General features: G+C 52.6%; 12 protein-coding genes and 1 tRNA gene. 6 read left to right on the forward strand and 7 right to left on the reverse strand.

Translation table 11 applies throughout. From position 1 onward, the window contains the following. Positions 1-19: 19 nt before the first annotated feature. Entirely contained in the window at positions 20-793 is a 774-nt protein-coding gene (locus ABJI30_RS12435; RefSeq protein ID WP_348017010.1) for a sulfite exporter TauE/SafE family protein, read from the forward strand. 52 nt (positions 794-845) lie between these two features. On the opposite strand, the gene ABJI30_RS12440 is transcribed toward ABJI30_RS12435, so the two are convergent. The 3 genes from ABJI30_RS12440 to moaA form a co-directional block, all read right to left on the reverse strand. Further along, positions 846-920, reverse strand: a tRNA-Asn gene (locus ABJI30_RS12440). Positions 921-983: 63 nt separating this feature from the next. Continuing rightward, complete coding sequence (locus ABJI30_RS12445; RefSeq protein WP_348017011.1) at positions 984-1,757, reverse strand: NAD kinase; 774 nt, start codon at positions 1,755-1,757, stop codon at positions 984-986. Continuing rightward, positions 1,754-2,740: a GTP 3',8-cyclase MoaA gene (moaA, locus tag ABJI30_RS12450; protein ID WP_348017012.1), complete on the reverse strand. Its 987-nt coding sequence runs from the start codon at positions 2,738-2,740 to the stop codon at positions 1,754-1,756. Before moaA ends, ABJI30_RS12445 begins: the two co-directional genes overlap by 4 nt. A 204-nt stretch (positions 2,741-2,944) precedes the next feature. Between moaA and ABJI30_RS12455 the strand changes: the two genes are divergently transcribed. After that, positions 2,945-4,927, forward strand: a complete 1,983-nt coding sequence (locus tag ABJI30_RS12455) for an EAL domain-containing protein (RefSeq protein ID WP_348017013.1) — start codon at positions 2,945-2,947, stop codon at positions 4,925-4,927. A gap of 10 nt (positions 4,928-4,937) precedes the next feature. Here ABJI30_RS12455 and mfd read toward each other — a convergent pair whose 3' ends face one another. Together mfd and ABJI30_RS12465 are read right to left on the reverse strand one after the other, a co-directional pair. Beyond that, on the reverse strand, positions 4,938-8,408 hold the full coding sequence (mfd, locus tag ABJI30_RS12460; RefSeq protein ID WP_348017014.1) for a transcription-repair coupling factor: 3,471 nt from the start codon (positions 8,406-8,408) through the stop codon (positions 4,938-4,940). Positions 8,409-8,443: 35 nt separating this feature from the next. Next, a complete protein-coding gene (locus ABJI30_RS12465) occupies positions 8,444-8,710 on the reverse strand; it encodes a succinate dehydrogenase assembly factor 2 (protein WP_348017015.1) in 267 nt (88 codons plus the stop codon). Between the two features lie 92 nt (positions 8,711-8,802). On the opposite strand from ABJI30_RS12465, the gene recG reads away from it, so the two are divergent. Continuing rightward, complete coding sequence (gene recG, locus ABJI30_RS12470) at positions 8,803-10,863, forward strand: ATP-dependent DNA helicase RecG (RefSeq protein ID WP_348017016.1); 2,061 nt, start codon at positions 8,803-8,805, stop codon at positions 10,861-10,863. On the opposite strand, the gene ABJI30_RS12475 is transcribed toward recG, so the two are convergent. Both ABJI30_RS12475 and tyrS read right to left on the reverse strand, forming a co-directional pair. Further along, positions 10,864-11,190: a PilZ domain-containing protein gene (locus ABJI30_RS12475; protein WP_348025441.1), complete on the reverse strand. Its 327-nt coding sequence runs from the start codon at positions 11,188-11,190 to the stop codon at positions 10,864-10,866. Between the two features lie 80 nt (positions 11,191-11,270). After that, positions 11,271-12,503, reverse strand: a complete 1,233-nt coding sequence (gene tyrS / locus ABJI30_RS12480) for a tyrosine--tRNA ligase (protein WP_348017018.1) — start codon at positions 12,501-12,503, stop codon at positions 11,271-11,273. Positions 12,504-12,540: 37 nt separating this feature from the next. Between tyrS and ABJI30_RS12485 the strand changes: the two genes are divergently transcribed. The 3 genes from ABJI30_RS12485 (at position 12,541) to ABJI30_RS12495 (ending at position 14,668) form a co-directional block, all read left to right on the forward strand. Then, on the forward strand, positions 12,541-13,077 hold the full coding sequence (locus ABJI30_RS12485; protein WP_348017019.1) for a DOMON-like domain-containing protein: 537 nt from the start codon (positions 12,541-12,543) through the stop codon (positions 13,075-13,077). A 4-nt stretch (positions 13,078-13,081) separates the two neighbouring features. Further along, positions 13,082-14,281, forward strand: a complete 1,200-nt coding sequence (locus ABJI30_RS12490; protein WP_348017020.1) for a DUF1343 domain-containing protein — start codon at positions 13,082-13,084, stop codon at positions 14,279-14,281. 84 nt (positions 14,282-14,365) lie between these two features. Further along, on the forward strand, positions 14,366-14,668 hold the full coding sequence (locus tag ABJI30_RS12495) for a hypothetical protein (protein WP_348017021.1): 303 nt from the start codon (positions 14,366-14,368) through the stop codon (positions 14,666-14,668). The last annotated feature ends 220 nt before the right edge of the window (positions 14,669-14,888 follow it).

Raw genomic sequence — 14,888 nt, forward strand, 5'->3', positions numbered from 1 at the left:
CCGATAGGAATATGCTGAATTGACCCTTGGCATATCCGGGCTGACACTTTTCTTTCTGCTGACCGCGGGACTTTATGCGTCAGTAGGTTTTGGCGGTGGCTCGACCTATATCGCTTTGTTGGCGCTCGCTGATCTGGATTATCGTCTGATCCCGATCGTCGCGCTCCTTTGCAACATCATTGTTGTCACAGGGGGGACGTATCGCTTTCACATTCGCGGCTTGATTGAATGGCGACGTATTTGGCCGATACTGGTCCTGTCTCTGCCGGCGGCCTGGCTGGGCGGCATGGTACAGATCAACCGTGAACTGTTCTTGCTTCTCCTGGGTCTGTCGCTTGTTGTTGCTGCCGGGTTGATTCTGGTTGAACCGATGCTGCGCAAGGTGAATTTTGACCAGTCCGCAGAACGCGAACAGAACCGGTGGTTCATTCCTGTGACTGGAGCTGGTATCGGATTTCTGTCGGGCATGGTCGGCATTGGAGGCGGTATTTTCCTCGCACCGATCCTGCTGTTGAGCAATTGGATGGACAGCCGGCGTGTCGCCGCGACGGCAAGTTTATTCATTCTCGTCAACTCGCTGAGCGGCCTTGCAGGACAATTGTCCAAGTCCGGTTGGGATCAGGGGAGCGAGGCCATCATCTCGTATTGGCCGCTATTCGTTGCGGTTTTGATTGGCGGTCAGATGGGTAGTTTTCTGGCCAGTAAAACGCTGCCGGAAATCTGGATCAAACGCCTGACGGCGCTACTGATCCTCTACGTGGCCCTGCGCATTCTGGTGCAGCAACTCACGTAACAGGGTGCGCCTGAGCAAATTGCTCACCGGGCCAATTACACTTTTTAGAAAATGGCTCCCCGGGACGGATTCGAACCATCGGCCAATCGATTAACAGTCGATTGCTCTACCACTGAGCTACCGGGGAACAGCCATCATTTGCATGACAACGAGCGCGGCTATAGCAACGTGTTTCGCACCCGGCAAGCCATCAAACGACAAATTGTTCCATTGCTATGCGATCGTCCAGTGCATGCTCCGGATCAAACAGCATTGTCAGGGCCTGGTTGCGGTCGATAGCAACCGTAACCCGGCTGATATCGCGGATTTCTTGCTGATCTCCAACCGCGCTGACGGGGCGTTTTTCTGCATTCAGGACGCGAATGCCGATTTGCATTTTATCAGGCAGGATTGCCCCTTTCCAGCGGCGAGGCCGAAAAGGACTGATCGGAGTGAGGGCCAGCAAATTGCAGGCAAGCGGCAATATCGGACCGTTCGCGGACAGGTTATAGGCGGTTGAACCGGCAGGTGTTGCAATCAATACGCCGTCGCACACCAGCTCTTCCATCATGATCCGACCATTGACTTCTATCTCAAGCTTGGCGGTCTGGCGCGTCTCACGCAGCAACGATACCTCGTTGATCGCCGGCAATGAGAAGCTCGCACCGGAGATGGTTTCGACCTCCATTTTCAGCGGCTTGACCTTGAACGCCCGGGCTGCCGACAGGCGCTGGGCGAGATCGGTTTCATGCCAATTGTTCATCAGAAAACCGACGGTCCCCAGATTCATGCCGTAAACGGGCATAATCTTGCGCCGGTTCAGCATCTGGTGGAGGGTCTGCAACATAAAACCGTCACCGCCGAGAACAACCGCTTGTTCGGCGGTTTCCAAGGGTTCCCAGTCCATAACCGATTCCAGCTTCTTGCCCGCTTCCTGGGCTTGCGGGGTAGGGGACACGATCAGTGCCCATTTGGTTTCGCTCATCCGCCTGTGACGTTCATGTGACGCTCCAATTTTTCTGCGGACCCGTCCAGTTGTGCATTAAACTCATGTCGTAGCGGTTTTAACTTCAGAGCTTTCTGGAGCAACCGATCGACAGCCTCGATACCTTCATTACGTACCGCACCGCGTAAATCAACATGCGCATTATGCCCCAGGCACATGAATATCTTGCCATCTGTGGTCAGACGCAATCTGTTGCATCCATCGCAGAAATTGTTGCTTAGCGGTGTTATCATTCCAAGACGCAGGCCAAGGGGGTCAACCGCTGCATATTTGGCCGGGCCAGAGCTGCGATGCGCAATCGGTTTGATTTCATAATTGTTCGCCAGCGGCGCGATAAATTCTTCCGCAGAAATATGTTCCAGTTTCCGGTCGGACCCGGTGTCGCCCAATGGCATTGTTTCGATCACGGTCAGATCATGGCCTTGCTCAGCGCAATATTCCGCCATTGGCAGAAGATCTGCCTGGTTGAAATCTCGCAAGGCAACCATGTTGATCTTGACCTGAATACCAGCCTCTTTCGCCGCAGATATGCCATCCAGCACCTGCTCAACACGGGCACCGCGGGTGATTTCACTGAAGCGATCGGGATCGAGCGTATCCATGCTGACGTTGATCCGGGCCACGTGATGCTGTGCAAGATGATCCGCATATTCCCGCAGCAGGGAACCGTTCGTCGTCAAAGTCAATTCTTCCAGATCACCTGATTCCACTTTTCTGCCAAGACGTTGGATGACATCGCTCATATCCCGTCTTACCAATGGTTCTCCGCCTGTGAGTCGGATTTTCCTGATACCGTGACCGATGAAACGTTCTGCAATCAGTGTTATTTCTTCGAGTGTCAAAAGCTCTGATTTTGGCATGAATGTCATGTTCTCAGACATGCAATATTGGCAGCGAAAATTACATCGGTCGGTAACCGAAATACGAAGATAGTCGATTTTACGGCCAAACCCGTCCTGCATTTCGCAACTTTCATGATCAGAAGAGCAAAAATCTTAGCGATTTGTTGAGATGCAGGCAATGGTTGTGAAAGATTTGGATGCTATACAAAAGAATAGGCAAAATGTGCCCTGTGAAGCCCGGATTTCCAAGTTCGAAGGAATTTTCAAGTTATTCAATCGTCGCATATTTCTGATGGTGAACCCAAAGCGAAGCAGCTGTTTCTCTTGTCCTTTGGGGAGCGTGATCCCCTGGCGGCCGAAATATCGTCTTTTGGCTGGAGTGTCAGTTCGGCCCGGCGGGACGACAATTTGCGCAATCGATTGGCTTCTTCGCGTGCTTTGATCGCCGTAATTGATATCAGAGGTTCTGAACCGGACGGTTTGTCGGCAATCGAGGAGGTTTCCGGGTTCGATCCGCTTAGCGGTCTGGCAGTCCTGGCATTGATCAACTCGTCGGATGAGCCGGATATCGCAGAGAAGTGCTATCACGCGGGTGCCACGCACTTTCTGGATTATGCCAGTGCAAGCGCAAATTTGGCTCAGGCCCTGAAATTCGCATATCGCTATGCCGAGAACATGAGGGGCGGGACGGATGCAACCAATCATTTTCACGAGATGCTGGCCAAATCCGCAGAAGAATGGTCTTTTTCGAAATCTGATCTGACTGATTTCCAGATCAGCAATCAGTTGTCCCGGAATCGGGGAGAGACAGAGGTTTCGACTTATCCTGTCACAGGATTCTATCGGAACATGTCGCCCGAAGAACGGCTTCGGACGCGAGGGGCCATGGGGCGATTGCGATCCGGTTCAGCTCAGGCGGCGATACCTCATGAGCTTAATGGCGAGAAAGTGATTCATCACCTCCACGATTCCGGAGACCGCATTCAAGGCCGGGTGGAACGGATTTCCAAAGACCTGACCGTGGAAAGCTGGATCGAGCGCGATTTGTTGTCAGGTTTGCGCAACGGCGCTGCAGCCAGGACGTGGATGCGCAACGGCTTTGCCGAAGGGCAGGACCTGGGTTTCATTGCCATGGGATTGAAGAATTTCGGAACCATCAATGCAGCCTATGGCCGGGAGGTGGGAGACGAAGTCATGCGCCGGGTTGGCCAGCGCCTGATCAACGAGACTGCTGAATATTCCCACAAAGATTGTTTGATCGCGCGGATGGATGGTCAAAACTTTGTCGTTGCGATGAACATTAGCAAGGCGCCCGATGATTTTTCCGCTTTTGCTGATCAATTGCTGGCAGCTTTGTTCCAGCCAATCTCGATCGATGGCCGGAACATAAGGCTGGTCGCCCGCGCCGGTGTCGCATTGAGTCAAAACTCATCCGACGAATCGGTGCTGATCCGTCGCGGTGTTCTTGCGCTTGCAGAAGCAATGGCGTCGGATTCCGTGGTGACAAGAACAAGCGGGTCTTCTGACAAAAACTTCTTGCTGGAACAGCAGCTTGAAGGCGAGTTGGCCCACGCACTGGAACGCGGAGAAATCGCGATAGCCTTTCAGCCGCAGATCAAGATCGAAACCGGGCAGCTTGTTGGCGCGGAAGCCCTGGCACGGTGGAACCACCCAAAGTTTGGATTTTTGGGAGCAGCAACCCTGTTCGCTGTGGCGGAACGTGCCGGATTAATGAACGTGCTTTCGTCTCATATCCACGCGTTGGCACTGAATTTGGCAGCGCAATGGCCGAGCAGCCTCTCTTTTCTGAGGCTTTCGATAAATGTCACTGCAGGTGATCTGGCAGCCAGACAGTTTGTATCCAAGATTTCCGGTGCGATAGAAGAATCAGGATTTCCAGTGGACCGCGTCACGCTGGAAATCACGGAATCCGAACTTATCGATGACTTGAAAATCGCCTCCAGCCGGCTGACAAAATTGCGGGAACTGGGCATGCGGATTGCTATTGATGATTTTGGGACCGGTTACAGCAGCCTTGCCTATCTCAAAAATCTGCCATTGGATTATCTGAAAATGGACAGCGGACTGACAGGCGACATCAGCGGATCCGAGAAAGATCAGGTGGTTGTGAAATCCATTATCGATATGGCCCATAGCCTCGATCTGTCCGTTGTTGCAGAAGGCGTGGAAACCGAGGAGCAACTGGAACTGCTGACTGCGCAAGGCTGCAACTATTTTCAGGGATTCCTTCGCTCTGGCCCGTTGGTACCTGAGCAATTTGAGGTGTTCGCGCTGCGCAGCAACTGACCTGAAAGGCTCAGCCAGATATTTTCTGAGCCAGTTTCGACAACCCGGTGGTGAGCTGTGCCAGCCCGTGCAGCCGTGAGCGGGGATCGCGCCAGCGTCGCTCGATAAACAGCTTGTTGTCTGGCCGAATTTTCGCCGTACCTTTGAGCCGTTCTGCATAGGCCAGCAATCCGGGCACGTTTGGAAACTGATCATTGTGGAAGCTGACCAGAGCGCCGCGTGGACCCATTTCAATCTTGATTATATGCGCCGCAACACAGTTCATCTTGATTTCCATCAGTTTGAGCAGATTTTCAGTTTCGACCGGAAGATCGCCGAAGCGGTCGATCATCTCCGCTGCAAAGGCCTGAATCTCCTGATGGGTCTCAAGTCCGTTCATTCTGCGATACAGACCCATGCGCAAAGATAGATCGGGGACATAATTGTCGGGGATGAGAATGGGTGCGTCGACCGTAATTTGCGGCGAAAAGCTTTTTGCATCCCGTTCGAGGCCAGCGCCTTGGGCTTTGGCGTCGAGTATCGCATCTTCGAGCATCGACTGGTATAGCTCAAAGCCGACCTCGCGAATTTGACCCGATTGTTCGTCGCCCAGTAAGTTACCGGCTCCGCGAATATCCAGATCATGGCTGGCAAGCTCAAATCCCGCACCAAGGCTGTCGAGATCACCCAGGATTTTGAGTCGCTTTTCCGCCTTTTCGGAGATGATCCGGTCTTTCGGGGTTACCATGTAAGCATAGGCCCGGGTTTTCGAGCGTCCAACACGACCACGAAGCTGATAGAGTTGGGCAAGTCCAAAACGATCTGCCCGATGAATGATCAGCGTATTTGCACTCGGGATATCCAGGCCGCTTTCGACGATAGTCGTAGATAACAGAACGTCATATTTTCGATCATAGAAGGCCGACATCCGTTCTTCGACCTGTGCGGGAGGCATTTGGCCATGTGCGACGACATAGGTGATTTCTGGCGCATATTCCTTGAGAAAATCTTGAATTTCCGCCAGGTCTGCAATTCTGGGTACCACGAGAAATGACTGCCCTCCGCGAAAATGTTCACGCATGAGCGCTTCGCGCAGAGGGATGGGATCCCAAGGCATTACATATGTGCGAACTGCCAATCGGTCGACAGGTGGAGTCTGGATTACGGACAGTTCACGCAGGCCTGTCATCGCCATTTGCAATGTCCGCGGGATCGGCGTGGCGGTCAAAGTCAGAACATGGACATCGGCCTTGATCGATTTCAGACGTTCCTTGTGGGTGACACCAAATCTTTGTTCTTCATCAACGATGATCAGTCCCAGTCGCTGAAACTCAATTGATTTTGCCAGCAGCGCGTGGGTTCCGATGACAATATCGATCTTGCCATTGGTGAGGCCCTCTTTGGTTTTCTTGGCCTCTGCGGCGGGAACCAGCCGGGACAGCCGTCCGATGTTGATCGGAAACGGGCGAAACCGTTCTTCGAAATTTGAAAAATGCTGCCGTGCGAGCAGCGTAGTCGGCGCAATGATGGCTACTTGCATGCCCGCCATAGCTGCCGCGAATGCAGCCCGCATTGCGACTTCTGTTTTGCCAAAGCCCACATCACCGCAAACCAGCCTGTCCATCGCCTTGCCGGATGCCATGTCGCCAAGAACTTCTTCAATTGCCTGCTGTTGATCATCGGTTTCCTGATAGGGAAACCGGTCAACAAAACCGGCCATGTCACTGGCTTCAAATCGCGCGGGTGTCGCAGGTTGCAAGGCGCGAGCAGCCGCTGTTTTCAGCAGTTCATGTGCGATCGCTCTGATACGCTCCTTGAGCTTGGATTTGCGCCTCTGCCAGCCTTCTCCACCAAGCTTGTCCAGAACAACGCTGTCACCGCCTTCACCATAGCGGCTCAGGACATCAATATTTTCCACGGGAACAAAAAGCTTGTCGCCGCCAGCATATTTCAGCGCCACACAATCATGCGGGCTTTCGCCGACGGGGATGGAAACAATGCCTTCATACAGGCCGATTCCGTGCTCCAGATGGACCACCAGATCCCCCTGACCCAAAGCGGACAATTCCTCGATAAACGCATCGCCGCTTTTGCGCCGTTTGGATTTGCGAACGAGTCGGTCGCCGAATATGTCCTGCTCTGTAAGGACGGCGAGGTTATCTGTCCGAAAACCGGACGACATCGGAAGCACCGTCAAAGCTATGGAAACATCGTCTGAAACGCAGGCATTCCAGTCATCACAGAGCGTTGCCGCCTTGACGTCATTGTCAGACAGAAGATCGAAAAGCCGCGCGCGGGACCCTTTGCTATAACTCGCCAGAACAACTTTGGTGCCGGCGTTTTTCAGACTGTTCACATGGGTTGTCAGCGCCTTGTAGATATTCTCGTTGCGTGCCCGTTCCGGAGAAAAGTCGCGAGGTGACGAAACCGATAGCGATATGACATTTGCAGATTCAGGTTCGTCAAATTCACTGAGAACATGCAAGGGGCTGGCAAGCTGTTGCTCTGCCCATTCTGTCGGCTCGAGGTACAACGAGCCCGGTGTCAGCGGTCGATAGCTGGACAGGTTTGCCTTGTCTGCTTCCAGTCTGTTTTTGTAATAGTCCTGTATTGATGAAAAATGCGATTCTGCTGCGCTGTTCGATACGGCGTCCGCCAAGACAATCGCGTCATCATTCAGATACTCGAAGAAACTGACCAGCTTGTCTTCCAACAGCGGTAGCCAGTGTTCCATCCCGGACAATCGCCGTCCATCGGAAATAGACTGGTACAGCGGATCGCCGGTCGCAACGGCCCCGAATAAATCGCGGTAACGGGTACGAAAACGGGTGATACTCTCTTCGTCCAGCAGGAATTCCGAAACCGGAAGCAAGTCTATTCCGTCGATATTCCCGATGGTTCTTTGATCACTGGGATCAAATTCGCGGACGGTCTCGATTTCATCTCCGAAAAGATCAATACGAATAGGATTCTCGGCACCTGGCGGAAAAAGATCGATCAGACCACCTCTTGCCGCAAACTCGCCGCTGTCGGCCACTGTATCCACGCGAACAAAACCATTGGCGTATAAAAACGCAATCAGTTTTTCCTGTTCGATCACGGTTCCGGGAGCGAGCCGGGTGACCATTTGCCTGATTCGTTCGGGCTGGAGAACCTTTTGCAGAACAGCGTTGATGGTCGTTACAACAAGTTGTCCCGCAGTTGATGGGGCCGCCAAACGGGATAAAGCTGCCAGTCGATCTGCACTGGTGTGTAAAGCAGGAGATGCGCGATCATAAGGAAGACAATCCCAAGCAGGAAATTCCACGATCTCAAGTCCTGGCTCAAAAAACCGGGCGGCTTCGACAATTGCGCTCATGGCGGCATCGTCGGTAGCAATAAAAACCGTCTGCTGTTTGGATGTTGCGGCAATATGCGCAAGACAAAAGGGCTTGTACCCGCCTGCAACACCAGCCAGAGTCATGCCGCTATCAGCGGAGAAAACAGGTTTCAATGGAGTCATCAGGGTCTAGTTTTTAAGAAAAGTTATGAAGAAGGTCATTTTGCGAAATCAATAAAATCAAGTCTTTTGAAAGCCGTCATCTGGTCCCCCGCAAAAGATTCCGGAACCGGTAAAGTTCCAATCGCCCAGGCCATGACATCGACGTCTTCTTCCTCAAGCAATCGCTCGAACCAGTCCAGCTCCTTGTCGTTCCATTGCTCGCGATATTTGTCAAAGAACCCGCCGATCATGTTGTCGGCTTCGCGCGTACCGCGGTGCCAGGCGCGGAAATAGAGTCTTTTAAGTCTGATCTCCCGTTCCATATTTGCTCCTGAATTCCGATTGTTCGAGTGCATTTTTCAGCCGAGGCCATGGCTGGTATATTATTGCAGCACGCGTATAAAGCCGGATAGACATGCGACCCGAGATTCTCAATCCATTATTTGCGGAAACCCAATCCCTGAAGGGGATTGGCAAGGCACTGACCAAACCTCTTGAAAAACTAAGACTGACGCGGATCAAGGACCTGCTTTATCACGAGCCCAGCTACTGGATGCACCGGAAACGCGTCGAAACTCTCAACGAACTGGATGTCGACGAAACGATCATCGCCGAGGTTACACCGGTTGACTATCGGTCGGGAGGCCCGCGCAGTCCGTTTCGAGTGCATGCAACAGATGGGGAAGGCAATGCGGTCAGCCTGACATTTTTTGGACGCAATACCGGTTGGCCCAAAAAACTATTGCCTTTGAACGAAGCCAAAATCGTGTCGGGCAAGCTGGAACGTTACGGGGATGAACTGCAGATATTGCATCCCGACGTTCTTGAACTGGCGGAAGAAGATCAAATTTCATTGGTCGAACCCATCTACCCCTTGTCAGACGGTTTGGGGAATAAACGGATGTTCCAGTTGGTCGAACAGGCGATCGGCCTTGCACCCGAGCTGCCGGAATGGATCGAACCCAGCTTGCTGGAATCCAAGGGCTGGCAAAACTGGCATGACAGCGTTGTTGCTATCCATCAGCCTGCTGAAACCGCAAAAGAGGCAGCAGATCGATTGGCATATGACGAGATATTTGCGAATCAGCTGGCTTTCATGCTGGTCCGTAACAGCAATCGAAAGAAAAAGGGCTTCGCAATCGAAGGTGACCGCCATTTGCGAAACCGGATAAAACTTCCGTTTGAGCTAACCGGTGCGCAAAAAAGATGCATTCAGGAAATTGATGGAGATCTGGCACAATCGTCGCCCATGTTGCGCTTGCTCCAGGGGGATGTCGGGTCGGGTAAGACTCTGGTTGCGCTGATGGCGCTGCTCAATGCCGTCGAGGCGGGGTATCAGGCAGCTTTTCTGGCGCCAACTGAAATTCTGGCACGCCAGCATTTCGCCGGCTTGCAAGAATTGATGACCGGCCTTCCCGCCAATCTTGAAATCCTGACTGGCAGAGAAAAAGGAAAGGTTCGCGAATCAACTCTGATGGGGCTTGCGGACGGCTCGATTGATATATTGGTGGGCACACACGCGATATTTCAGGAGAAAGTGCAGTATAAAAACCTCGCGGTTGCGATAGTGGATGAGCAACATAAATTCGGGGTGTCGCAGCGATTGATGCTGTCGCAAAAAGCCGAACGAACGCCGCACCTGCTGGCGATGACTGCGACGCCTATCCCTCGTACTTTGACGCTTAGCCAATATGGCGAAATGGATGTCTCACGGATCGATGAATTGCCGCCCGGTCGACAGGCCATCGAGACGCGGGTCATTGCGGACAGCAGATTGAATGAAGTGGTAGATGGCCTTGCACGGCACCTGTCAGGAGGCGGTCAGGCCTATTGGGTTTGTCCACTGGTGGAAGAAAGCGAGAAAAGCGATCTCGCTGCTGCGGAAGAACGGGCTGCCATGTTGCGCCAGCGTTTCGGGGATCAAGTAGGCCTTGTGCATGGCCGGATGAAAGGTCCGGACAAGGACGCGGTCATGGAGCGTTTTCAACGGGCCGAGATCAAGTTACTGGTCGCTACGACCGTGATTGAAGTCGGGGTCGATGTTCCCAATGCCAGTCTGATGATTATCGATGCCGCGGACCGGTTCGGACTGGCACAACTCCATCAGCTTCGCGGAAGAGTGGGCCGGGGAGACGTAAAGTCAAATTGCCTGCTTTTGCGTGGGGACAATCTGAGTGAGACTGCCAGAGCGCGCCTCACATTGCTGAGAGAGACCAATGACGGTTTCAAGATTGCCGAAGAAGATTTGCGACTTCGCGGAGCCGGCGAGTTGATGGGGACGCGGCAATCAGGCGATGCCGGTTTCAATATTGCCAAGCCCGAACAGATTACGGAATTTATTGCTGCCGCCACAGATGATGCGCGATTGCTTCTCGATCGTGATGGCGGATTAGATAGCCGGCGCGGAGCAGCCGCTCGGGTGGCCTTGTATCTTTTTGAAAGAGACTGGGGCGTCAGCTTGCTCAGGAGCGGATAATCAGCTTCGCTGGCTATGTCCCATTTTGTCGAGCATCGCCATAAAATCAGATTCACGAATAACCCGTTCAAATTCAAATCCGGATCGTCCGCCATGTGTCCAGACCAGAAAGGCCTCAATGCGTCCCGCCACCGGCAAGCGAACGATGACCCGGTCGCCCTTGTTCAGGGTTACATCATGCACAATCTGACAACCATGCGCAGAAACATTGCTGATATTGGCTGAAACTTCACCGTCTTTACGGGTTTCGCAAATTGTCTTGAAATCGACCGGAAACCGCGTTGCACGGCGCATGTCTGGCACAGGTTCGTTCGGCATGCTTGGCATTGGAAGGCTCCGTCATTTCTTGGAAATATGTCTTAACAGAGCTTTCCCAATAAATGGTAAACCAGCGATGTATGGAGCAATCATGATGCGCGCTGGATAATCCCGTGTTTCTTTTTCCCGGCAGAAATCTTGATTTCTCCATCTGCGAGGGAAATCTGCGTTCCCGCATCCTTGATTTGTGCGTCATTAATGCGCGCGCCGCCGCCGCTCACCATCCGCTTCGCTTCGCCTTTGGACGCGCAAAACCCGATATCAACCAGTGCATTCAAGATGGATATTGTGTCGTCCGCCACTTCGAGTGTCGGCAAATCGCCGCCGGCGTTTCCCTGTTCGAATGTTTGCTGGGCTGTCTGAGCAGCATTGGTTGCCGCTGCTTCTCCGTGTGCAAGTGTCGTTGCTGCATCCGCCAGCACTTTTTTGGCGTCGTTGATTTCCGAACCCTCGAGAGTTTCCAGGCGCTTGATCTCATCCAGATCAATATCGGTGAACAGACGCATGAATTTTCCGACATCACGGTCGTCGGTGTTTCGCCAGAACTGCCAATAGTCATATGCGCTCAATCGATCCGCGTTCAACCAGATCGCACCATCGACAGACTTGCCCATTTTTGACCCATCAGCCTTGGTGATCAGAGGGGTCGTCAGACCGAAAAGCTCTGCGCCATCAATCCTGCGTCCGAGTTCAATGCCATTGACAATATTGCCCCATTGATCGGACCCGCCCAGTTGCAATTTGCACGCATGCAAACGTGAGAGTTCAAGAAAATCGTAAGCCTGCAGGATCATGTAGTTGAATTCGAGAAAGGTGAGGGGTTGCTCCCGGTCCAGCCGCAGCTTCACAGAATCAAAAGTCAGCATTCTGTTGATAGTGAAATGACGTCCCACATCGCGCAGAAACGGGATATATTCGAGGCTGTCCAGCCAATCAGCATTGTTGACCAATATTGCGTCTGTAGGTCCGTCACCAAATGTCAGGAAACGTTCGAAACAAGTTCGAATGGATGCAATATTGGCTTCGATACCCTCATTATCCAGCAGTTTGCGCACTTCGTCTTTGCCGGAAGGGTCTCCGACTTTGGTGGTACCACCACCCATAACCACGATCGGCTTGTGACCAGCCTGCTGCAGGCGCCGCAACAGCATGATGGAGACCAGATTGCCGACATGCAGAGAGTCAGCCGTTGCATCAAACCCGATATATCCGGGGATGACGGAGCGTGATGCCAAAGCATCAAGTCCCGCTTCGTCTGTTAACTGGTGGATATAGCCGCGATCATTCAGTAGACGCAGGAGATCGGATTGATATTGTGTCATGAAGTGCTCGTTACATGGGCTTAGGGAAACTCGCAATATGCGTTTGAATCTGCAATGTCATCCCGATACACCCAGCTCCGTTGCGCGAGCGATCGAAGTGCAGCTCTGCTTTCCTGAACCCCGGAAACTGCGTTTGAGTTATGAGGTTTATGGCGATCCTTGGGAACTGGTGATCCCATCGACCAAAGAAGCGGTTCGTACGGACAGTCTCTGGGAATCGACATGCTTCGAATTATTTGTGTTGCAGGGGGATGGTGATGCCTATTGTGAATATAACTTCTCGCCCTCTTCACAATGGGCGGCTTATACTTTTTTGGACTACAGATCGGGAATGGCCGAGCTGCCGTTGGGCAGGGGACCTGCCATTCAATTGCAAACGACGAAGGATGGGATCGCAATGGACGTGACCATTGATGCAGATAAAAACTGGATAGCCACTGGCAATTATTCTGGAATATCAGTTGTTGTTAAAGCGTTGGATGGGAGTACGTCCTATTGGGCGCTGGCACATCCCGAAGGATCTCCGGATTTTCATCATCGAGATTGTTTTGTTCACGAATTAAAGGCACGATAGACATATGAAATTTGGCATTGATCGTCTTTTGACCGAACCGGAGCTTCGCGCGCCGCTGCAAGGCAAACGAGTGGCCCTGCTCGCTCATCCTGCATCGGTAACCGAAAACCTGACCCATTCGCTGGATGCTCTGGCGCAATGTGATGACGTGAACCTGACTGCCGCATTTGGTCCCCAGCACGGCTTGCGGGGCGACAAGCAGGACAACATGATCGAAACCGCGGATTACAATGATCCAGTCCTCGGGATACCTGTGTTCAGCCTTTATGGCGAAGTGCGTAAACCAACTCCGGCCATGCTCGACAGCTTTGACGTGATCCTGATAGATCTGCAGGATCTGGGTTGCCGCATATATACTTTCATTACGACGCTCCTCTACATTCTCGAAGCCGCGGCAGCCAATGGCAAGACGGTCTGGGTTCTGGATCGCCCAAATCCCGCAGGCCGTCCGATCGAGGGTTCGATTCTGGAGCCAGGTTGGGAAAGTTTTGTGGGGGCAGGGCCTTTGCCCATGCGCCATGGCTTAACTTTGGGAGAGCTAGGTAACTGGTTCATTGCACAAGGGAATCTAAACTTGGATTACCAGGTCATTGGCATGCAAGGCTGGAATCCCGGACAAGGGCCGGGCTTTGGATGGCCTGCTGATCGTATCTGGGTCAATCCCAGTCCGAACGCACCAAATGTAGCAATGGCGCGAGCCTATGCCGGGACTGTTATGCTCGAAGGAACAACATTGTCGGAGGGACGCGGAACAACCCGCCCGCTGGAATTATTTGGTGCGCCGGATATTGATGCACGAGCTATCATCACCGAGATGCACAAGCGGGCGCCCCAGTGGCTGCAGGGTTGCGTTTTGCGTGAATGCTGGTTCGAGCCAACTTTTCACAAACACGCGGGGCTTTTGTGCCACGGTGTACAGATCCATGCCGAGGGTCCCGGCTATGATCATGTTGCGTTCCGGCCGTGGCGAATCCAGGCTTTGGCGTTCAAGGCCATTCGCAAGCTGTATTTCGGGTATGAACTCTGGCGCGATTTCGCTTATGAATATGAAGAAGGCAAGCTCGCCATCGATGTCATCAATGGCGGAACAATTCTCAAGGACTGGGTCGATAGTCCGTCGACAATAGCCAATGATCTCGACGGGATAGTAGCACCTGATGAGCGATCCTGGGCACAGGAGCGGGAAGAGTTTCTGTTGTACTAGGCGGGTTCCGGCAGGCAATCTTCCAATTATGCTGCAATGCAACATAATTCTTGCATCGATCAGAATATCTGATATTTTGGGGGCATGTTACCGAACAAGGAATTTTTCGAAGGTGTCGCGCTGAAAAAATGCGTGAAGGCAACCTATAACCGAACCAGCTTCAAACTGGCTCCGCATATTGTCTATACGCGCCATGATGAAATGTATGTGGATGCCGTTGCGATCGAGCATGAAGGTCAGCCGCCAAAGGAGGCCAAGCTCGGGACTTTCAAGCTTGCAGGGCTGAAGGAAGTCTCGGTCGAGGATCAATCCTTTGAATTGTTCGACATGTTTGATCCCGCAGCAGAAAAATATCAGGGGACAACGCTTCTGGCGGTCGAATCTTGATTTTCAGACGCGGGTTTCGCGAACCAGCTCATCCACCATGTTTCGCAGTCTCTGGTTTTCAGCCAACAGATCACCCATCATGTCGGTTGTCTGGATCAGCATGAAAGACTTTCCGGGTTGAGGAACTATCAACCCCGAACTTTTCCTGGGCTTTGGTTTCTGACTTTCGGTTGAAATTTGCCTCCTGGGAACTTTGAGCCAGTTGTTAACTGACTTCACC

Source organism: Parasphingorhabdus sp. (assembly GCF_039968395.1).
Lineage (GTDB): Bacteria > Pseudomonadota > Alphaproteobacteria > Sphingomonadales > Sphingomonadaceae > Parasphingorhabdus.

What these genes read in the sequence shown, in the direction of transcription:
- ABJI30_RS12445 (WP_348017011.1), bottom strand. Translation starts at nt 1,757, where the DNA reads ATGAGCGAAACCAAATGGGCACTGATCGTGTCCCCTACCCCGCAAGCC.
- moaA (WP_348017012.1), bottom strand. Translation starts at nt 2,740, where the DNA reads ATGCAGGACGGGTTTGGCCGTAAAATCGACTATCTTCGTATTTCGGTT.
- mfd (WP_348017014.1), bottom strand. Translation starts at nt 8,408, where the DNA reads ATGACTCCATTGAAACCTGTTTTCTCCGCTGATAGCGGCATGACTCTG.
- ABJI30_RS12465 (WP_348017015.1), bottom strand. Translation starts at nt 8,710, where the DNA reads ATGGAACGGGAGATCAGACTTAAAAGACTCTATTTCCGCGCCTGGCAC.
- recG (WP_348017016.1), top strand. Translation starts at nt 8,803, where the DNA reads ATGCGACCCGAGATTCTCAATCCATTATTTGCGGAAACCCAATCCCTG.
- ABJI30_RS12475 (WP_348025441.1), bottom strand. Translation starts at nt 11,190, where the DNA reads ATGCCAAGCATGCCGAACGAACCTGTGCCAGACATGCGCCGTGCAACG.
- tyrS (WP_348017018.1), bottom strand. Translation starts at nt 12,503, where the DNA reads ATGACACAATATCAATCCGATCTCCTGCGTCTACTGAATGATCGCGGC.
- ABJI30_RS12485 (WP_348017019.1), top strand. Translation starts at nt 12,541, where the DNA reads ATGCGTTTGAATCTGCAATGTCATCCCGATACACCCAGCTCCGTTGCG.
- ABJI30_RS12490 (WP_348017020.1), top strand. Translation starts at nt 13,082, where the DNA reads ATGAAATTTGGCATTGATCGTCTTTTGACCGAACCGGAGCTTCGCGCG.
- ABJI30_RS12495 (WP_348017021.1), top strand. Translation starts at nt 14,366, where the DNA reads ATGTTACCGAACAAGGAATTTTTCGAAGGTGTCGCGCTGAAAAAATGC.